Annotated in this window: 19 protein-coding genes and 1 tRNA gene; 4 read left to right on the top strand and 16 right to left on the bottom strand. The window is 71.9% G+C overall.

Going from position 1 to position 19422, the window contains the following annotated elements:
• Positions 1-32 precede the first annotated feature (32 nt).
• The 8 genes from BLW76_RS43815 to BLW76_RS43850 all read right to left on the bottom strand — a co-directional run bounded on the left by BLW76_RS43815 (position 33) and on the right by BLW76_RS43850 (position 7392).
• On the bottom strand, positions 33-1448 hold the full coding sequence (locus BLW76_RS43815; RefSeq protein ID WP_091318220.1) for a S1C family serine protease: 1416 nt from the start codon (positions 1446-1448) through the stop codon (positions 33-35).
• Between the two features lie 72 nt (positions 1449-1520).
• Complete coding sequence (gene galT / locus BLW76_RS43820) at positions 1521-2603, bottom strand: galactose-1-phosphate uridylyltransferase (RefSeq protein WP_091318221.1); 1083 nt, start codon at positions 2601-2603, stop codon at positions 1521-1523.
• Positions 2600-3400, bottom strand: a complete 801-nt coding sequence (locus BLW76_RS43825) for a DeoR/GlpR family DNA-binding transcription regulator (RefSeq protein ID WP_091318223.1) — start codon at positions 3398-3400, stop codon at positions 2600-2602. The genes galT and BLW76_RS43825 overlap by 4 nt, the downstream gene beginning before the upstream one ends.
• Before the next feature lie 96 nt (positions 3401-3496).
• Positions 3497-3916 (bottom strand): hypothetical protein, encoded by a 420-nt coding sequence (locus BLW76_RS43830; RefSeq protein ID WP_091318224.1) that lies wholly within the window; start codon positions 3914-3916, stop codon positions 3497-3499.
• Between the two features lie 48 nt (positions 3917-3964).
• Positions 3965-5374, bottom strand: a complete 1410-nt coding sequence (locus tag BLW76_RS43835; protein WP_091318226.1) for a sensor histidine kinase — start codon at positions 5372-5374, stop codon at positions 3965-3967.
• Positions 5371-6063: a response regulator transcription factor gene (locus tag BLW76_RS43840; protein ID WP_091318227.1), complete on the bottom strand. Its 693-nt coding sequence runs from the start codon at positions 6061-6063 to the stop codon at positions 5371-5373. Before BLW76_RS43840 ends, BLW76_RS43835 begins: the two co-directional genes overlap by 4 nt.
• Before the next feature lie 66 nt (positions 6064-6129).
• Entirely contained in the window at positions 6130-6738 is a 609-nt protein-coding gene (locus tag BLW76_RS43845) for a trimeric intracellular cation channel family protein (protein WP_091318229.1), read from the bottom strand.
• Positions 6739-7392 carry a response regulator gene (locus BLW76_RS43850; RefSeq protein ID WP_003087851.1) on the bottom strand — a complete coding sequence of 218 codons (654 nt, stop codon included), beginning with the start codon at positions 7390-7392 and terminating at the stop codon, positions 6739-6741.
• A gap of 272 nt (positions 7393-7664) precedes the next feature.
• Here BLW76_RS43850 and BLW76_RS43855 point away from each other — a divergent pair.
• Positions 7665-7737, top strand: a tRNA-Arg gene (locus BLW76_RS43855).
• A gap of 70 nt (positions 7738-7807) precedes the next feature.
• Here the strand turns inward: BLW76_RS43855 and BLW76_RS43860 are convergent.
• From BLW76_RS43860 to BLW76_RS43880, 5 genes are all read right to left on the bottom strand, one after another.
• The gene (locus BLW76_RS43860; RefSeq protein ID WP_244170603.1) at positions 7808-8683 is read right to left on the bottom strand and encodes a hypothetical protein; all 876 of its coding nucleotides are present in this window, start codon (positions 8681-8683) and stop codon (positions 7808-7810) included.
• Positions 8680-9003 carry a hypothetical protein gene (locus BLW76_RS43865; protein ID WP_244170604.1) on the bottom strand — a complete coding sequence of 108 codons (324 nt, stop codon included), beginning with the start codon at positions 9001-9003 and terminating at the stop codon, positions 8680-8682. The genes BLW76_RS43860 and BLW76_RS43865 overlap by 4 nt, the downstream gene beginning before the upstream one ends.
• A gap of 137 nt (positions 9004-9140) precedes the next feature.
• Entirely contained in the window at positions 9141-11114 is a 1974-nt protein-coding gene (locus BLW76_RS43870) for a hypothetical protein (RefSeq protein ID WP_091318233.1), read from the bottom strand.
• 18 nt (positions 11115-11132) lie between these two features.
• A complete protein-coding gene (locus BLW76_RS43875) occupies positions 11133-11864 on the bottom strand; it encodes a hypothetical protein (protein ID WP_143060801.1) in 732 nt (243 codons plus the stop codon).
• Positions 11865-11979: 115 nt separating this feature from the next.
• The gene (locus tag BLW76_RS43880) at positions 11980-12642 is read right to left on the bottom strand and encodes a vWA domain-containing protein (protein ID WP_091318237.1); all 663 of its coding nucleotides are present in this window, start codon (positions 12640-12642) and stop codon (positions 11980-11982) included.
• A 148-nt stretch (positions 12643-12790) separates the two neighbouring features.
• Between BLW76_RS43880 and BLW76_RS43885 the strand changes: the two genes are divergently transcribed.
• The gene (locus BLW76_RS43885) at positions 12791-15694 is read left to right on the top strand and encodes an AfsR/SARP family transcriptional regulator (protein WP_244170605.1); all 2904 of its coding nucleotides are present in this window, start codon (positions 12791-12793) and stop codon (positions 15692-15694) included.
• Between the two features lie 37 nt (positions 15695-15731).
• Here BLW76_RS43885 and BLW76_RS49085 read toward each other — a convergent pair whose 3' ends face one another.
• Together BLW76_RS49085 and BLW76_RS43890 are read right to left on the bottom strand one after the other, a co-directional pair.
• Positions 15732-15908 carry a hypothetical protein gene (locus BLW76_RS49085; RefSeq protein WP_167384927.1) on the bottom strand — a complete coding sequence of 59 codons (177 nt, stop codon included), beginning with the start codon at positions 15906-15908 and terminating at the stop codon, positions 15732-15734.
• Between the two features lie 89 nt (positions 15909-15997).
• Positions 15998-16846, bottom strand: a complete 849-nt coding sequence (locus BLW76_RS43890; protein ID WP_341866545.1) for an MFS transporter — start codon at positions 16844-16846, stop codon at positions 15998-16000.
• Here BLW76_RS43890 and BLW76_RS43895 point away from each other — a divergent pair.
• Positions 16834-17088, top strand: a complete 255-nt coding sequence (locus tag BLW76_RS43895) for a type 2 periplasmic-binding domain-containing protein (protein ID WP_244170607.1) — start codon at positions 16834-16836, stop codon at positions 17086-17088. The two genes, BLW76_RS43890 and BLW76_RS43895, sit on opposite strands and share 13 nt — an antisense overlap.
• Here BLW76_RS43895 and BLW76_RS43900 read toward each other — a convergent pair.
• The gene (locus BLW76_RS43900; protein ID WP_091318241.1) at positions 17016-18011 is read right to left on the bottom strand and encodes an aldo/keto reductase; all 996 of its coding nucleotides are present in this window, start codon (positions 18009-18011) and stop codon (positions 17016-17018) included. The two genes, BLW76_RS43895 and BLW76_RS43900, sit on opposite strands and share 73 nt — an antisense overlap.
• 46 nt (positions 18012-18057) lie before the next feature.
• Here BLW76_RS43900 and pdxR point away from each other — a divergent pair, with 46 nt between their 5' ends.
• The gene (pdxR, locus tag BLW76_RS43905; protein WP_244170608.1) at positions 18058-19380 is read left to right on the top strand and encodes a MocR-like pyridoxine biosynthesis transcription factor PdxR; all 1323 of its coding nucleotides are present in this window, start codon (positions 18058-18060) and stop codon (positions 19378-19380) included.
• Positions 19381-19422: the final 42 nt, after the last annotated feature.

Raw genomic sequence — 19422 nt, forward strand, 5'->3', positions numbered from 1 at the left:
TCGGCCGCGCCAGGGCAGCCGAGCGTCTGGAATCAGTTGGGCTGGACGGGCTGGCCGCCGAACGTCACCTCGACCGTGCGGCTGTCGGCGAGCGTGAACGTCGCCTTCTCGTCCGGGGCCCGGGTGCGGACCGCCGCGACCAGGGTGTCGGCCGAGTCGATCGGGCGGTCGTCGATCTTGGTGACGACGTCGCCCGCCTTCAGGCCGGCCTTCTCCGCCGGGCTGCCCGGCTTGATGGCGCCCAGCTCGGCGCCGCCCTGCGGGGCGTCCTTGACCTCCGCGCCGATGTACGTCTGCACCGCCTGTCCGGTCTTGATGATCGTGTCCGCGGTGCGGCGGGCCTGGTCGATCGGGATGGCGAAGCCGATGCCGACGTTGCCGCCCTGGGACTCGCCCTGGCCCTGGCCGCCGCCCGACTGCGGGCTGTAGATCGCCGAGTTGATGCCGATGACCTGGCCGGCCATGTTGGCCAGCGGCCCGCCCGAGTTGCCCGGGTTGATCGCCGCGTCGGTCTGGACCGCGTCCATCACCGTGGTCTGGTCGCCGCTGCTGCCGCCGGCGCGCACCGGCCGGTGCAGCGAGCTGACGATGCCCGAGGTGACCGTGCCGGCCAGCTCGAACGGCGAGCCGATGGCGACCACCGACTGCCCGACGCGCAGGTCGTCGGACCGGCCGAGCTCCACCGGCGTGAGGTTGGCGACGCCGTTGACCTTGACGACCGCGATGTCGGTCGTCGGGTCGCGGCCGACGACCTTGGCGGCGGCCTTCTTGCCGTCCTGGAACACCGCCTGGATCTGCCCGCCGTTCGCGCCGACCTCGACGACGTGGTTGTTCGTCAGGATGTAGCCGTCGGTGCTGATCACGAACCCGGAGCCTTCGCCGGCCCCCTGCGCACCGCTGACCTGCAGCTCGACCACGCTCGGCGACAGCTTCTGCGCGACGGCCTCGACCGAGCCGGCGGGCGCGTTGCCCGTCTGCTGGGCCGGCTTCGGCGCGTCGAGCGCGTTGCTCGCCGGGCCGGACGACCCGCCGGTGAAGTACCCGACCGTCCCGCCCGCGATGCCGCCGACCAGCAGTGCGACCAGCGCGACGCCGGCGAGCAGCTTCCCGCCGGACCGCTTGGGCTCGGGCGCCGCGGCCACCGGGTAGCCGCCCGTGGCGGGCTGCCCGTACGGGTTCGGCGGCGGGTAGACGCTCTGCTGGGTCTGGCCGGACGGCATCTGCGAGCCCGGGGCGGACCACGGGTTCGCGCTCTGCCCGCCGTACGCCGGATCGGCCCCGGTCACCGCGTGGTAGGACGGCTCGGAGTACTGCGGCGCACCGCCGGACTCGGGCTTGGCCTGCTCACCGTACGGGTTCCCCGCCCAACCGCCCTGGGCCGGCTGCTGGCCGGTCTCGGGGTGCCTCGGCGCCGCGGGGTCGTGTGCGCTGGGGTCGTTCTCGGTCATGTCCTCACCTTGCGCGATGGTCCTGAGAGGTTCCTGAGCCGAACCTGTGCATCGCAGATGAGTATGGCCCGATCAGCCCGCCGCGCGGAGCCGTTCGGCGATCTGCTCCGGCGTCGCGTCGTTGATCCACACCGCCATGCCCGATTCGGACCCCGCCAGGTACTTCAGCTTGTCCTTCGCGCGCAGCACGGAGAACAACTCCAGGTGGAGCCAGCCGAGCTCGCGGTCCTGGCGCACCGGCGCCTGGTGCCACGCGGCGATGTAGGGCAGCGGCCGGTCGTACAGCGCGTCGCAGCGGCGCAGGACGTCGAGGTAGACGTCGGCGAAGTCGTCACGCTCGGCGTCGGTCAGCGCGGGGATGTCCGGGACCTGCCGGTGCGGCACGACGTGCACCTCGACCGGCCAGCGGGCCGCCGGCGGCACGTACGCCGTCCAGTGCTCGCCGGACGTCACCACGCGCGCCCCGGACTTCTGCTCCGCGGCCAGCACGTCGCCGAGCACCGGGCGCCCGTTTTCGGCCTGGTAGGCGCGGGCGACGTCGAGCATCCGCTCGGTCTTCGGCGTGACGAACGGGTAGCCGTAGATCTGCCCGTGCGGGTGCGAGAGCGTGACGCCGATTTCCTCGCCGCGGTTCTCGAACGGGAAGACCTGTTCGACCCCGGGCACCTCGGACAGCGCGGCGGTGCGGTCGGCCCACGCGTCCACCACGGCCCGCACCTGCTTCGAGCTCAGCCGCGAGAACGCGCCGTCGTGGTCGCTGGTGAAGCAGACGACCTCGCAGCGGCCGCGGCCGGGCCGCACCGGCACCAGGCCGAGACCATCCACAGTGGACGGCTCGCCGACGACGTCCTCGGCGAAGGACGGGAACCGGTTCTCGAAGACGACGACGTCGTAGTCGCTTTCGGGGATCTCGCTCGGCTTGCCGGGCTTGCTCGGGCACAACGGGCAGAGGTCCGCCGGCGGCTTGTACGTGCGCGTTTGCCGGTGCGCGGCCATGGCGACCCACTCGCCGGTCAGCGGGTCGCGCCGGATCTCCGACGCGGCCGAAACGGGCGGCAGGTCACGGGTGTCCCCGGCGACGCGGTCGGGCGCGCCGGGCTGGTCGAAGTAGATGATCTCCCGGCCGTCGGCCAGGTGTCGTACGGTTCGCTTCACGCTTCTTCGGCCTCGACCGTCTCCGCCGTTTCGGCGATCATGAGTTCCCCTGCCCTTTCGGCGAGTATTTCCCTGGCCTCGTCGGGAATCCCGTCATCGGTGACGACGACGTCGGCCTCGTCCAGGTCGGCGATCGTCGAGATCCCGACGGTGCCCCACTTCGTGTGGTCGGCGAGCACGACCAGCTTGCGCCCGGCCTCGACCAGCGCGCGGTCGGTTTCGCTCTCGGTGAGGTTCGGCGTGGTGAACCCCGGCCCGTCGGCCATGCCGTGCACGCCGAGGAAGACGGCGTCCAGGTGCAGCGAGCGCAGGCTGTGCACGGCGACCGGCCCGACCAGCGCGTCCGACGGCGTCCGCACGCCACCGGTGAGCACGACGGTGCGGTCCGGCTGCGTCGACCCGCGGAGCACGTCCGCGACCTGGATCGAGTTCGTCACGATGGTGAGCCCGGGGATGGCGTCGAGCGCCCGGGCGAGGGTCCACGTGGTGGTGCCGGCGGAGATGCCGATCGCGGTGCCGGGCCGGACCAGGGTCGCGGCGAGCTCGGCGATGGCTTCCTTCTGCGCCCGCTGGCGCACGGACTTGGCCTCGAACCCGGGCTCGTCGGTGCTCTTGCCGACGACCGAAGTGGCGCCGCCGTACACCTTCTCGACCAGCCCGCGCCCGGCGAGGACGTCGAGGTCGCGGCGCACCGTCATGTCGGACACGCCCAGTCTGGTCACGAGATCACTGACCCGGACCGCCCCGGTCCGGCGTGCCTCTTCCAGGATCACCGCCTGTCGCTGACGCGCCAGCACCGTTCAACTCCGTCCCGTCCAGCCAACCACACAAAATCCTACACGATTCAACACGGAATCTGCTGGGTGGACGAGGGTGAACTTCGAAACAGCAGGTCACAGCAGCAGCCGGGCGACGCTCCAGACGAACAACACCACCACGGGTGCCGCCAACGCAACCTGCCACGCTCGCGGCGGCGCTTCGGCCGTGACGAGCGCGGCGAACGCGTAGGAAGCCGCGGCCACGACGAAGAACACCACGATGCCCGGCACGTCGACCACCGTGGACACCAGCGCGAAGAAGACCAGCGGCCCGCCCAGCGCGACGGGCCAGGCCGGCCGGACGCGCCCCACCGCCATGATCACCCACGCGAGCAGCGCGACGCCGAACACCAGGAGCGGCACCGCGACGATGCTGACGAGCAGGCAGCCGGGACCATCGCAAATGCGCCACGGCACCACCTGCGGGACCAGCGCCGCGAGCACCACGGCGACCGCGGCGACCAGGCACCGGCGGACCAGTTCACGATTCGGCACGCGCCGATCCTGGCCGATCCCGCCCCCGACGTCCCGGAAACGCCCGGATCAGCCGGGCGCCCCCGGCAGCCGGATCGTCATCAGGGCGCCGCCCTCGGGCGCCCGCGAGGCGTACACCGCCCCGCCGTGCCGCTCGGCCGCGTGCTTCACGATCGCCAGCCCGAGGCCCGAACCAGGCAGCGTGCGCGCCTCCGACGAGCGGTAGAAGCGGTCGAACACCTTGGGCAGGTCCTCTTCGGCGATGCCCGGCCCGGCGTCCGCGACCTCGACGACCGCGGTGCCGTCGCCGAGCGGGTAGAGCCGCACCCAGACCGTCGCATCCGGCGGCGAGAACTTCACGGCGTTGTCGAGCAGGTTCAGCACCGCCCGCTCGAGCGAGCTGTTGTCGCCGGTGAGCACCCACGGCTGCAGCGAGACGTCGAAGTTGATCTCGCCCGCGCGGCGCCGCGCCCGGTCGAGCGCGCGCTCGACGACGTCCAGCAGCTCGACGCGTTCGAAGCGCTCGCGCGGCTCGTCCTGCCGGGCGAGCTCGACCAGGTCGCCGATGAGCTGCGTCAGCTCGTCGAGCTGGCCGCTGATGTCCGCGATGATGTCGACGCGGTCCTCGTCGCGCAGCGGCGGCGCGCCCGGTTTGCCGGCGGCGAGCAGCAGCTCGAGGTTGGTGCGCAGCGACGTCAACGGCGTGCGCAGTTCGTGCCCGGCGTCCGCGACCAGCTGGCGCTGGCGTTCCTGCGAGTCCGCGACCGCGCCCAGCATGGTGTTGAACGTCTGGGTGAGACGCGCGAGTTCGTCGTCGCCGCTGACCGGGATGGGCCGCAGGTCGCCCGTCCTGGAGACGCGTTCGGCGGCCGACGTCAGCCGGTCGACGGGACGCAGGCCGGCCCGCGCGACCGCGGTGCCCGCCGCGGCGGCGACCAGGATGCCTGCCCCGCCGATCAGGAAGAGCACCAGCGCGAGCTCGTTCAGCGTGCGCTTGGTCGGGCCCATGGACTGGGCCAGCACGATGGCCTCGCCGTGCCCGTTCGGCAGCGCGACGACGCGGCTGTCGGTGCGGAAGTCCGTCCGCAGCGACTGGACCGAGTCGCCGTTCGCGACGTTCAGCTCGTCCTGGCCGAACGGCGGTGGCGAGCTGGACGTCGGGTACGTCATCACGGCGTGCTGGACGTCCGGCGCGGCGTTGAGCTGCCCGATCTGCAGGTCGGCACTAGCGAGGAAGGCACCGGGGACCTGCTGCAGCTGGGTCTGCACCTGCGGCGACTTGACCGCGGCCTGCGCGCGCGCCATCAGGCTGTCGTCGAGCTGCTGGTAGAGGTTGCTGCGCACGACCATGTACGCGCCGATCGACACCAGCGCGACGGCGCCGGCGACACAGGCGGCGGCGAGCAGCGTCACCCGGCCGCGCAGCGAGAACCGGCGGGCTCCCCAGCGCGTGCCGCGAGGATCGCCGGGTTCGGTCACGGCGGGGTTTCCCTCAGGACGTACCCCACTCCCCGCACCGTGTGGATCAGCCTCGGCTCCCCCTCGGCTTCCGTCTTGCGGCGCAAGTAGCCGACGTAGACCTCCAGCGCGTTGCCCGACGTCGGGAAGTCGTAACCCCATACTTCCTCCAGGATCCGGCCCCGCGTGAGGACGTGCTTCGGGTAGGAAAGGAACAGTTCCAGCAGGGCGAATTCGGTCCTGGTCAGGCTGATCTCGCGGCCACCGCGGCGGACCTCCCGGGTGCCCGGGTCGAGGGTCAGGTCCGCGAACGACAGCACCTCCGAGGCCTGGCCGGCCGGGCCCTCCGGGATGGCACGGCGCAGCAGCGCCCGCAGCCGGGCGAGCAGCTCCTCGAGCGCGAAGGGTTTCGGCAGGTAGTCGTCGGCGCCGGCGTCCAGCCCGGACACCCGGTCGGAGACGGTGTCGCGCGCGGTGAGCACGAGGATCGGCAGGTCGTCGCCGGTGCTGCGCAGGCGGCGGGCGACCTCCAGGCCGTCCAGCCGGGGCATCATGACGTCGAGCACCATCGCGTCCGGCCGGTCGGCGATGATCGCCTCGAGGGCCTGCGCACCGTCACTGGCCAGCTGGACCTGGTAGCCGTTGAACTCCAGGGACCGCCGGAGCGACTCACGGACGGCGCGGTCGTCGTCCACCACAAGGATGCGCATGGCGCTAGTTTTACGCAGCGTGCTGAGACCCGCCTAAGAACACACGCAGAACTCACAAAGGATTTTTCACTCCGGACCGCGCGCGACCGGCGCGTTCCAGCGCCGCCAGAGCGCGACCATCCTGATGGAGACCACGGCAGCGGCCGCGACGACGGTCACCGGCCCCTGCGGCAGTCGCGCAGCGTGACCGGCGGCGACGAGCGCCGAGCCGGCCAGCGCGGCCACGGCGTAGATCTCCTTCCGCAGGACGAGCGGGATTTCCCGGAGCAGCAGATCGCGCACGGCCCCGCCGCCGATGCCGGTGGTCATCCCGATCAGACACGCGGCGTAGACGGTGGCGCCGGCGTTGAGCGCGGTGGTCGTCCCGGCGGTGGCGAAGACGCCGAGACCGAGCGCATCGGCGAGGAGAACGCCCCGCCGCAGCCGCGCGACCTGCGGGTGGAAGACGAAGACGACCAGGGCGGTCCCGGCGCAGACGGCGAGGTAGGGCCAGTTCCGCAGCGTCGTCGGCGGGTGGATGCCGAGCAGGACGTCCCGGATGACCCCACCGCCCAGGGCGGTGGTGAGGCCCACCACAACGACACCGAAGACGTCGAGCCGCGCCCGCACCGCGGCGAGCGCCCCGGACGCGGCGAAGGCGACGAGCCCGACGAACTCCAGCGCCGTGAGCAGCATTTATTGGTCGAGCAGTCCACCGCGATAGGCCAGCAGCGCGGCCTGCACCCGGTTGGCGGCACCGATCTTCGAGAGCACGGCGGAGACGTACCCCTTGACGGTGGCTTCGGAGAGGTGAAGCCGCCCGCCGATCTCGGCGTTGGACAGGCCCTGACCGATGAGCGCGACGACCTCACGTTCCCGTTCGGACAGGGAGGCGAGCAGCTTCCGGGCGGGCTGAGCAGCACGTTGTTCGTCCCGGTGCGACTGAACCATCCGCGCGGCGACGCCCGGGTCCAGGACGGCGCCGCCCCTTGCCAGGTCCCGGACGGCCCTGAGCAGCGCGGCGGGATCGATGTCCTTGAGGAGGAAGCCGTTGGCGCCGAGCCGCAGGGCGAGGCTGACGTATTCGTCGATGTCGAAGGTGGTCAGCATGGCCACGGTGGGCGGATCGGGGAGGGCGAGGATGGCCCGCAGGGCGCGAATGCCGTCGTCCGGGGCCCGCATCTTGATGTCGAGAAGGGCCACGTCGGGGTGGTATCGCCGGGCAACCTCCACGGCGGATCTGCCGTCGCTCGCCTCGCCCACGATCTCGATGTCCTGGGCCCCGGACATCATCGCGCGCAACCCCGAGCGCACCAGTTCCTCGTCGTCGGCGAACATGAGCTTGATCAACGAAGCCCTCCGCAACAGCCGGTGGAGGCGGCTCCCCGCATCCCGTTAACGAAGGTTACCTACTGTTGTTCAGCAGTTCGAAACCAGACACGACCAGGTGAGGCACTGGTCCGTCCAGGTCAGGTCCGGTCCGCCGTCCGGCAGGGTGTATCCCCGCTGTCGACTGTCACCGAGAACCACTCACCTGGGTGACGACGTCCGTCGGGTTGCTCCATCCGTGCCCCTCCTGCTGCGACAACCCGGGACAGGTTAAGCTGACCGGGCAGTGGCAGGCCCTCGTAGCTCAGGGGATAGAGCACCGCTCTCCTAAAGCGGGTGTCGCAGGTTCGAATCCTGCCGGGGGCACCTTTTCTCGGTCACGAAACTCTCCAACAGCGTCGCTCGCGGACCGGCAAGTGCGCTCGTCTTCGATGCGCTACCGCGCCGGGCGACGCTCGCGATCGGTCCGCCGACGCGCTGCGGCGTCGAGCAGGTCGGCCACCGTCCGGTGGGCCGGCCCGGGCGTGGCCCGCGCGGTGCCACCGCTATGGCGGCGCAGCAGCTCCGCCCGGACCCGCGCGCCCTCCCCCAGCATGATCCGGGCGAGGTAGCTGTCCTTTTCAGCGGCCGGCAGGTCGGTCACCCAGGTGGCCAGGGCATCGGGATCGCCCGCGGTGTCCGCGAGCGGCGGGGAAGCCTCGGCTGCGACGGCCAGGAGGTCGTCGTCGAGGCGAAGAAAGTCGGCCAGTGCTCCCTGCGCTGCAGTGAGCGTGTCCAAACCGGCCGGGACCGGTGGTTCGAGCTCGTCGTCGGCTTCACGGTCGAAGGCGTCCTCGTCGCGCTCCCATGCGCCGTAAGCCGCCAGCCATGCCAGATAGAGCGGCCGGATGTCGCCGGCGGCGAGCTCGGCGCGGACTCCGACGATCGCCGACAGCAAGTTCTCGGCGTCGTCGTCGAAATCGGACTCACCGGTGTCGTCTTCGCTCGCGAAGTCGAGGACGACGAACTCGCCCGCGACCCAGGCGCTCGTGTCCCCGGCGCAGTAGTCCTCGACAAAATCCGGGTTGAGCAGATCGGACGGCAGGCGGAACATCACCCGGTGGCTGCCCCAGTTCGCCACATACAGGTGCGCGTCGTAATAGCGCTCCATCAGCTCGCGCGGGTCACCCTTGAAATCGCCCCAGTGGTACTCGTTCACGAAGCTGGTGGCGCTGATCATCGCCCGGGTGGACAAGGACCGGACCGCGGCTTGCTCGTCGTCGTCCAGTGGCCGGTCGATCGCCAGGAACTCGTAGTACTGGTATTCGCTCACAGCTCTTCCCGTTCGTCCGCGCCGGTGAACGGCTTCGCCCGGAAACTCGAGTCGTCTCCCAGATGGAAGAACAGGTGCCCTTCGATCGTGTCGCCCTCGTCGACACCTTCCCAGGTGAACTCGACGCCGGGACAGCCGTCACGTTCGCTCGCGCGGCAGTCCAGCTGCCCGGTGACGGCGACGAACCCGAGCTGCCCGGTTCCATCTGCGGCGAACTCGATGAATCCGGGTGCGACCAGGTCGACGGCTTCGCGGTCCCAGCAGCTCATCGCCGTGATCCGCCACCGGCCGACCAGCCGCCTCGGTAGAGGTCGTGTCACGAGATGGCAGAGTAGCCACTCCTTCGTGGACTGCCGCCGCCGAGCTGGCTCCAGCTACCACGAAGCGCGGCTGACCGAGCTGGACGCCTTCGAGGCAGCCAGTCCGGGGCCGAGATCTCACTGGCCGCTGGTGCGGCTCAACGGCGCCGCTTCTTGCGGGACCGGGTCAAACCGCCCAGTGGATGCGCCTGAGGGCCCGGCCCGAACACCTCGGCCAGCTCCGCCAGCCCCACCCGATCCGGGTGCCCCGAACCGAGGATCGCTTCCCGCAAACCCGCGAGCTCGCCGCTGGGCAGTGCGCTCGACACTCCTTCCGGCCCGGCCGCCTCCAGCAGGACGAGGAACTGCTCGGTCATGCCGAGCAGGCGTTCCCGGTCGTCGAGTTCGCCGAGGTCCAGTTCGCCGCGGTCGATCAGCATGTTTGTCGCGATCGGACCGAGGGCCGGGTCGGTGCGCATGTCGCGGAGCACCGCGCCGCCGTCCGGAAGGGCGTCGACGAGGACCGCGAACATGTCCGCCGCCCGTGTGCGGAACGGGCTTTCGCGGATGGCGTCCAGCAAAAGCGAAAGGTCCCCACCATGTGCGGCCAGCCAGCCGGAGATCTCCGCCGCGGCCGTCTCCGGGGTGTAGTGGTCCACGAGCGCGCCCAGCATCGGGGCCGGGGCCGCGTCCACGAGATCACCCACCAGGGGCGCGACCCGGCCCTCCCGCAGCAGCCGCCCCCTGACCGCCCGGACGCCCAGGGGCGTGAGGGTGACCAGGTCGACCGACGAAGCATCGAGCGCGCCCCGCAGCCGGTCCTGCACCTCCGGCGGGAGCTCGGGATTTTCCCCTGCCAGGTCACTGCTGTACATCGGATCGGGCGGCCCCGTGGTCAGCTCGACCGCGCCGAATTCGGCCAGCGTGCCGAGCAACCGGCGGAACTCCATGACGAGGCCGTTCCGCCACATCGGCTCGGCCGACGGTTGCAGATCGAAGTAGGTGTGCTCGACACAGGCCAGCCAGACGGTTTCGGCGAGCCGGACGACCGGAACCGGCTCCGGCAGGCCGTAGATCGTGTTGAGCACATCCGGCAGCACGATGTCCAAGCTCTCGTCGAGCAGCTCCGTGTAGCCGGGTCCCCAGCCGCTTCCCTTGATCAGCAGGCCGCGCGCGGGGAGTGCGTCGAACGCCGCCGTCCACAACGCGAGGGCATCCTTCACCAGCGGCGCTGCCTTGGCTACGCGCACCAGTTTGCCCTTGACCGCCCGCACGACCCGGGTGCGCTTCGCGAGTTCGAAAAGGATGGCGAGGTGCGGTAGGTCGGCGCTGCTGCGGACGGGGTACACCTTGTCGCCGCCGTCCCATTCGAGCACGTCGCCGGTATCCAGCAGCGACACCAGCTCGCGGGCGTCGGCGAGCTTCAGGTTGCCGGTGGTGGTCAACGCGCGGCCGTCGCCCACCCAGTCGACGAACTTCCGCAGCTGGGTCACGATCGACGAGGCTTCGGCCGTGTCCGCCAGCTCCGCGTCGGCCGGCAACGAGACCGCCGGCTGCGCGAACGCCCGTTCGGCCTGCTCGGTGATCTGCTTGGCGACGAGTTCGTCCAGGAGTTCGGCGTCATGACTGTGCCGCCCCTCGCGTACGTCGGCGAAGAACGCGTTCAACGCCTCGTGGTCCGAGGGGTCGATTCCCTTCCGGGCGGCCGTCATCACCCAGTACTTGGCGACGCCGAAATTGCGCTCGTCGGCCATCGCGGCCGGGAAGCCGTCCGTCGCCGCGGCGACCGCGGCCTCGAGTTCCGCCGGCGGGTCGCCCATGGGGTCCACCAGCCCGGTCTCGTGGAGATAGCGGAGGAACAGCCGCAGCGTTCCGGGCACGAGGACGGCCTCGTCGGCGGTCGCCGACATTGTGCGCGGCACGTACGACAACAGGAATTCCCGGACCAGCGCGGCCGTCCAGTGAGTCAGCCGCCCGTCGACCGAGGTGTGCCGGAACTGGAGTGCCGAGACCACGGCGTAGGGGTCGAGCTCACGGCCTTGCGCGGCAGCCCACTTCGTGAGACGCCGGATCAGGAGGCCCTGCCCCGCTTCGTAGCCCTCGTGATCGTCCTGGTCGTAGTAGGTGCGCACCCGGTCCCCTCTTGTCGCCTACCGGCAAGGTAACTGATCCGCCCACCGCGCCCCATAGACCAGCCCCGGCGTCAGGTGCCGGAACTGCAGATGGACCTCCCCCGCCGCATCGACGGCCGGCCTCCGGCCCCGGTACCGCGGGTCCACGACGTCCCTCTCGAAGGCCCCATCCAACGCCAGCACCTCCGACGGCCGCTCCTTTCCGAACTTCACCCGCAGGTCGAACACCTCACACCGGTGCCGTGGGACGTACACCATCTGTGACGCCGACTCAAAAGAGAACACCGCCGCGAACTCCCACGACTCGCCGCGGGACAGCGCCGCCGGCAGCTCCACCGTTCCCGACGACAGCGTTCCGCCGTACAGCACCAGACCCTCGCCGGCCGGAAAGGCCAGGTCGAACGACCGCAAACCGTCCTGGTCGGCCACCAAACGGTGCTGCTCGAACACGCACGATTCCTCGACCACCAGGGCCAGCGTCAACGACGAGATGTGCCAGCTGCCCGACGAAGGCAGGACCGACAACGCCAGCTCCGCCAGCAGCTCGATCGCCTCGTCCACGCGGCGGCGGACCGTCCGTGGATCACGGTCCACGCGCAGAGCCGCCCACCTCACCCTCTCCTGGTACAGCGGCTGGCGGGCCTCCGGGGTGATCGCGAAGGCCGCCAACGCCGCCAGGCGGAGGTCCTCCGGCAACTGGGATGCCAGCTCCGACAGGCGACCGGACACCTTTGTCCGGATTGCCACCATTCCGTCGGACTCCGCGACCCCGCATGCCGCGGACAACGCGGGCCCGACTCGGTCCGCGAGCCTGCTCGCCTGCAGACCGCGGCCCTTCCGCAACGTCTTCAGCTCGCGGACCAGCTCAGTGCGCTCCACCGGCTTCTCCTTCAGTGCGTTTCCATGGCAACCCCCTTGCGGACCCCCTTTTGGACAGGGTGCGGTCAGCCGGTGGACGGGAAGTGGACAGAACGTGCATCACCGAGGCGATCAGCGCCGTCCCCACCCGGACGCCGTCGCGGCCCACGTACGTCCGGTGCGTTCCGATGCGGTCCAGTGCCTCCTGGTCCGCGTCGCCCAGGCCGAACGTCACCACGCGGGGGCAGCAGGACCAGGACGGGTCCGTCAGGGCGGCGAACGCGAACGGCCAGGTCACCGGGTCCGTCGGCTGGCCGTCGGACAGGACGAACACCAGCGGGCGGTGCACGGCCAGGCGGTGGCGCTTCAACACGAAAAGGTCGCGGTCGATCGTGGCGCGCAGGAACGTGAACAGCGGGCCGAAGTTGGTGCCCGCGGACGGTCCCGGCTCGGGCAGCTCGGCGAGGTCGTCCATCGGGAGCAGGGACTGGACCACCTGCGGCCGCTCGCCGAAGCCCACCACGCTGCAGAACACGCGGCCGGCCAGTGACGCGTCCGCGTGGACGGCGCCGCGGAACTCGCGCAGCCCGGCGTTCAGCTCGTCGATGTGGTCGGTCATCGAAAGCGAGACATCGCAGGCCACGTAGCACGGCAACACGTCGGACCCCATAACGGTTTCTCCTTCACACCCCAGGTTGACCGGCGGAGTCTGCCGAGCCCGCGTGCACCGAACGTGGAAGAAATGCGGATTTCCGAAACCCGGACGGCCGCTTGCGCGACATCGAAAGTGGACAGCAAGCTGACGCCGGGGAGGCCGCGTGGAGTTTCGGATGCTCGGCCCGCTCGAGGCGTGGCACGACGGCGCACCGGTGCCGCTGGGTGACCAGCAGCAGCGGTTCGTCCTCGTCGTGCTGCTCCTGCACGCGAACAAGCCCGTCACGCCGGCGCGTCTCGCCGAGATCGTCTGGGCCGACCGCGAAGCCAAGCCCACCCTGGTGCGCAGCTACATCAAGCGGCTGCGGGACGTCGTCGGGGACGCGACCATCGAAACCACCCCGACCGGCTACCTGCTGCGGATCGGCGACGACCAGCTCGACACCGTGCGGTTCGACCGGCTGCGCGCCGAGGCCGCGGACGTCCGGGCCGACGACCCGCGCCGGGCGATCGCGCTGCTGCGGGAGGCCGTCGGGCTGTGGCGGGGGAAGTTCCTCGAAGACATCGACATCGACCGCGTCGGCGGGCCCGGGGTGATCTCGCCGGACGAGAGCTACCCCGACGCCGTCGGAGACCTGGCCGAACTCGAGCTCGAGGCCGGCGACCACCGGTCCGCGCGCGACCGGCTGCGGCCGCTCGTCCAGGCCGATCCGGCCAGCCAGAAGCACGCCGAACTCCTCATGCGCGCGCTGCTCGCCGGCGGCGACCGGGCGGCCGCCCTGCGCGTCTACCACGGCACGCGCGACGCCCTCGCCGCGCTGCGGATGGCGCCCGGGCCGGTGCTGCGGAAGCTCGCCGCGCGGGCCGAGCAGGGCGATCCGCCCAGCTCGCTGCCGTCGCGGCCGGGCGGGTTCACCGGCCGGGCCGGGGAGATCGCCGTGATCGAGGCGGCCGCCGCGGCCGGGCGGCGGGCCGTCTGGGTCAGCGGCGCGCCCGGCGTCGGCAAGTCCGGCCTGGCCGTCGAGGCGGCCCACCGGCTGCGCGACCGCTTCCCCGACGGCCAGCTGCTGGCGCGTCTCAACGGCTTCACCCCGGGCGTCGACGCGACCGACGTCGGTGACGCCCTCAGCGAGCTGCTCGTCGAACTCGGCGTGCCCGCCGAGCAGATCCCGGCCACCGTGGGCCGGAAAGTGACGCTCTACCAGGCCACACTCTGGGGCACCCGCACGCTCGTCGTACTCGACAACGCCGCGTCGCCGGAGCAGATCCGGCCGCTGCTGCCCGAGGCGGACGGCTGCCTGGCCGTCATCACCAGCCGGCGGATGGGCGACGCCGACACCGGCGACCACATCCGGCTCGCGCCGCTGCCGCCTGCGGAGGCGGCCGAGCTGTTCCACGCGCTCGGCGGGCCGGCGCGGCTGCGGGGCCGGGCGGCCGACGTCGCCGCGGTGGTCCGGCGGTGCGGCTACCTGCCGATGCCCATCCGGGTCGCCGCCGCGCTCTTCCGGCGGCACGACCGGTGGCCGCTGGAGCACCTCCTGCGCCTGCTCGACGAAAAGGGCCAGGCCGACGCCAACACCGCCGTCCGCGTGTCCTACCAGCAGCTCGGCGAGCCGCAGCGCGTCATGTTCCGGCTGCTCGGCAGCCTGCCGGGGCCGGACGTCGACGTCGTCGGCGGCGCGGCGCTCGCCGGCTGCGACGTCGCCGAGGCGCGGTCGCTGCTCGACGAGCTCCACGAGGTCAGCCTGCTGGAGGAGGCCGCGCCCGAGCGGTACCAGATGCTCGACCCGCTCAAGGAGTTCGCCGCGGACGCGCCCGCGCCACGGCAGGCGATGATCCGGCTGCTCGACTTCTACCTGGTGACGCTGGCGGCCGCGGTCCGCGCCGCCTACCCCTTCGACCGCGCGCAGCAGCCGTCGACGACGGACCGGTCCTGCGCGGTGACGCCGGGCTTCGCCGGCGCCGACGCCGGGCTGCGGTGGATCGTCGCCGAACGCGACAACCTCGTGGCCGCCATCCGCTACGCCGCCGGGCACGCCCTGCCCGAGCACACCTGGCGGCTGGCCGTGCTGCTGTGGCGGTACTTCAACACGACGAACCAGTTCGAGGACTGGATCGGCACGCTCGAGCTCGCCTGGCGGACCGTCGCCGCCGACCAGGGCAACGACTACGGCCAGGCGCACGTCCTGCTGCGGCTGGCCACCGCGCACGACCGGCGCGGGCAGCTCGCCGAGGCACTGGAGCTCGCCGCCCGTGCCCTGCCGAAGTGGCGCCGCCTCGGCGATCCGCGCGGCGAAGCGGCGACGCTGTGCGCGCTCGCCATCCCGACGATGGAGCTGGGCCGGCACGACCAGGCGATGGCCCACCTCGAAGCCGCGCTGGCCAAGTACGAACAGACCGAAGACCGGCGCGGCGAAGCCCACGCCCTCGGCATGCTCGGCTACCTCAACGAGCTCCACGGCAACCTCCGGACCGCGTTGCGCCAGCACGATTCCGCCGCCCGGATGCTGCGGGAGATCGGGCACGTCCAGGGCCTGGCGCACACGCTCAACAACCTCGGCTCCGTCCAGGAACGGCTCGGCCTGCTCACCGAAGCGCTGACCAGCTACACCGAGGCGCACGGGCACGCCGCCGAAGTCGGCGACCGCTGCGTCGAGGCCTACGCGCTGAACAACATCGGGAACGTGCACCGGCAGCGCGGCCGGTACGCCGAAGCCGTCCGCTACCACGACAAGGCCCGCGAAGTGGCGGCGAACGTGCCGGACGCGGACCTGCGCACCCAGCTGTACCTCGACCGCGGCGCGACGGCGCTCGCCCGGGGCGCGCGCCAGGAAGCGCTCACCGCCGGCAAGTCCGCCCTGGACCTGGCCGACGGCAGCGGCAACCGCGCCTACCGGGCGCGCGCCCACCGCGGCGTCGCCGAGACGCTGCACGCGATGGGCGACCACGAAAGCGCCGTCACGCACTGGACCGCGGCCGAGGACGAGTTCGCCGAGCTCGAGCTGCCGGAAGCCGGCGAAGTGCGCGAAGAGCGTTCGGCGTTGAGCTGCGCCTGCGCGCCGCGGTGAGCCGTGAGTGGCGGCGCCACTCACGGCCGCGGGTTCCTCAACCGTGCCAGGGGTTGCCGTCGGTGGTGGGGGTCGGCGTCGGCGTGACGACCGGGGCGGCCGGCGCCCCGCCGTCGTCCGCCGCCGACGCGGTGGTGGAGCCGATCAACGGCAGCGCGGCGAGCGCGCAGATCGCGAGCACCGGGCCACCGATTTTGGCCAGCTTTTTGAACATGGCGAATCCCTCCTCGGGAATGGTGATTTGTTCCGGGCAGTTCGGATGATTCCGCGCCCACCACCGAGGATTCGCGCCACGGCATTCAGCTACAAGGGGTTTCCTGTTTCATGAACGAACAGGAAACGGCAACCGCGCCGACGAGGAGCACACCGGCGGCCGCGACCAGGGTGATCGACGTCGTCGTGCGGCCGGTGAAAACGGGATTGAAGGCCGTCGGAATCGTCAGCGGAAGGAAAGCCAGTCCCGTCGCAGACGGCGGAGAACCGCGCGATTGTCGGAAATACAGCGAGAGCACGAACACCACCGCCGCGACGACGGCGAGCGGCAGGGCACCCCGGCCGCGACAGGGCCCAGGCGAGCGCGGCGACCGGAACGTTGACCACGAAGATCGCCCGCCAGCCGAACGCCTGCGTCAGGAGACCGCCGAGCAGCGGGCCGGCGACCAGGCCGGTTCCGCTCACCGCGGCCCACACCCCCATCGCCTTGGCGCGCGCGGACGGCACCGGGTGGGCCGCCGCGAGCAGCGACAGCGACGACGGGACCAGCAGGGCGCCCGCGACGCCGAGCAGAGCGCGGAGCGCGATCAGCGCCGGCGTCGAGAACGACAGTGCCGACAAACCGGACAGGACCGCGAAGGCCAGCAGGCCGAGGGAGAACACGCGACGGGCGCCGAAGCGGTCCGACCAGGCGCCCGCCGTCAGCAAGAACGCCGCGAACGTCAGCGTGACCAGGAAGTAGCCCGGCGAAAGGCCGATGAGGAGTCTTGCCACCCCGAAGGCGTGGACGCTCGGTGACGCCGGCGAACGGCTCGTCGGGTACGCGGGCCAGGTGCTCGAACTCGTCGAGGAAGCCAGGGCCGCGGTCGACGAGGAACGCGGCGAGCCCGCGGGCGAACTGACCATCGGCGCGCTCGAAACCCTTTGTGCGCAACGCATCCCCGCCCTCTTCGGCGAGCGCGGCCGGCCTGGGGTGCGGGCTCGTGCCCGCCCTCGCCGCCGGCGAAGGCGCGGTCGCCGTTCCCCTGGCCGGCGCGACCACCGACGTCACCATGACGTGGCGGCGCGACGAACGCAAACCGAGCGTCGCCGCGCTGCTCGCCACCGCCTATGCGTTGTCCAGCAAGGACACGAGCTCGTCCGGCAGCTCCAGGGTGAAGGCCGGCGCGATCGACTCGTAGTGCGCCCAGGTGCGCGGCCCGATCAGCGGGATGGCGCCCTTGCGCAGCAGCCACGCCAGCGCCACCTGGTTGCCCGTGGCGCCGAGCGCGGACGCCACCTTCGCCACCGCGGCCAGGCGGGCTTCCGAGTCCGGGCCCGCGTAGGACCGCCAGATCGGCGTGGACTCCCGGTAGGCGGCGTCATCGTAGATTCCGCGCAGCAGCGACGAATACGCGGCCAGGGAGACGTCCGGGTGGCGGGCCAGCCAGTCCAGCAGCTCGCCGCCCGCGATGGACGGGACGTCCGGGCCGGCCGGGCGCAGGTACGAGTGCTGGACCTGGACCGCCACCGGCGAGGCCCAGCCGTTCGCCAGCGCCAGTGTGCGAATCCGCTCCAGGCGCCACGTCCGCACGTTGCTCCAGCCGATGTACCGCACCTTGCCGGACCGGACCAGACTGTCCAAAGCAGACAGTGTCTCTTCGAGCGGCGTGGCCGGGTCGTCGACGTGGATGTAGTAGAGGTCGATGTGGTCGGTGCCCAGGCGCCGCAGGCTCGCCTCCGCCTCGCGCTCGATCACCGCGGCGCTCGCGCCCTCGTACGTGCGTTCCCGCGCTGCCCAGTCCGTCGAGCCGTCCGGGCGGGATGCCGCGCGGGCGGCGGGGAGGTCCGTGATGCCCGCCGCCACCTTCGTGGCCAGGAAGACCCGGTCGCGGCGGCCCCGCAACAGGCGGCCGAGGAGTGCTTCGCTTTCGCCGCCCGAGAATTCCTCGCCCACCCACCAGGCGTAGCAGTTGGCCGTGTCCAGGAAGTCGCCGCCGGCGTCGAGGTACGCGTCCAGGATGCGGGCCGACGCCGGCTCGTCGGTCGACGTGCCCATCGTCATGCAGCCCAGTGACACCTGGCTCACGTACTGGCCGGTCCGGCCCAGTTCCACCTTCTTCATGCGACCACGCTAAGCCGGAATCGGTCCGGTACTACAGTCCAATCCTGTGGCTGGATCACAGACCAATTGGGGCGTGCTGCTGGAGCTGACCGGACCGGGCGCGAAGCACGAACGGCTGGCCAGGGCCCTGCGCCAGGCCATCCGCGACGGCGTTCTGCAGGACGCCGTCCCGCCGAGCCGTCAGCTCGCCGCCGACCTCGGGTGCTCGCGGTGGGTCGTCACGCAGGCCTACGCCCAGCTCGTCGCCGAGGGGTACCTGGCCGGGCGCACCGGGTCGGCCACCCGGGTCCGGCGGGTGGGCGACGCGGTGGCGGCGAAGGAGCAGGTGCGCGCGGCGCCACCGCGGTACGACCTCGCGCCGGGCCTTCCCGACCTGCGGAACTTCCCCCGCCGGCCGTGGGCGGAAGCCGTCCGCGAAGTCCTCGCGACCACGCCGCACACCGACTTCGGGCTGCCCGAGCCGGGCGGCCACCCGCGGCTGCGGCGGGTACTGGGCGACTACCTCCGGCGTGTGCGCGGCGCCGCGCCGGGCACCGTGCTCGTCTGCGGCGGCGTCACCGACGGCGTGACCGGCGTGTGCCGCGCACTGGCCGAACGCGGCCGCACGCGGCTGGCCGTCGAGGATCCCGGGTGGACGCGGCTGCGGCGGGCGGCCGAGAGCGCCGGGCTGACCGTCGAGCCGGTGCCGGTCGACGACGAAGGCATCGACGTCGGGCGGATCCCGGCGGGCGTCCGCGCCGTGCTCGTCACGCCCGCGCACCAGTTCCCCACCGGCGCGGTGCTTTCGCCGCGGCGGCGCGCCGAGCTGCTGGCCTGGGCGCGGGACGTCGACGGCCTGATCCTCGAGGACGACTACGACGCCGAGTTCCGGTACGACCGGCGGCCCGTCGGCACCGTCCAGGGCACCGACCCGGGCCGGGTCGCGCTCTTCGGGTCGGTCAGCAAGACGCTCAGCCCTGCGCTCGGGCTCGGCTGGGCCGTCCTGCCTCCACAGTGGACGGTGACGGCGCACCCGCCGCCCGTGGTCGACCAGCTCGCCCTCGCCGGCTTCGTCGAAAGCGGCGGCTACGACCGGTACCTGCGCAGTGCCCGGCTGCGGTACCGCACCCGGCGTGACCGGCTGGTCGCCGCGCTCGGGCCCGCGCGGCTGTCCGGGGTCGCGGCCGGGCTGCACCTCGTGCTCCACCTCGACCAGGACGCCGCCGCGGTCGTCCGGCGGGCCCGGCGGAACGGCGTCAAGGTGACCGACCTCGACGGCTACCGGACGGCGCCGGGCGAGCCCGCGCTCGTCCTCGGCTACGGCAACCTCGCCGACACCGGCGTCGAGGCCGCCTCGCGGCTGCTCCGGCGGGCGATGACAACGGCTTGACCTGGTTGCCGCCTTCTCAAATGCCCGCCGATGTGAAAAGCT

The sequence above is a fragment of the Amycolatopsis tolypomycina genome (genome assembly GCF_900105945.1).
GTDB lineage: Bacteria > Actinomycetota > Actinomycetes > Mycobacteriales > Pseudonocardiaceae > Amycolatopsis > Amycolatopsis tolypomycina.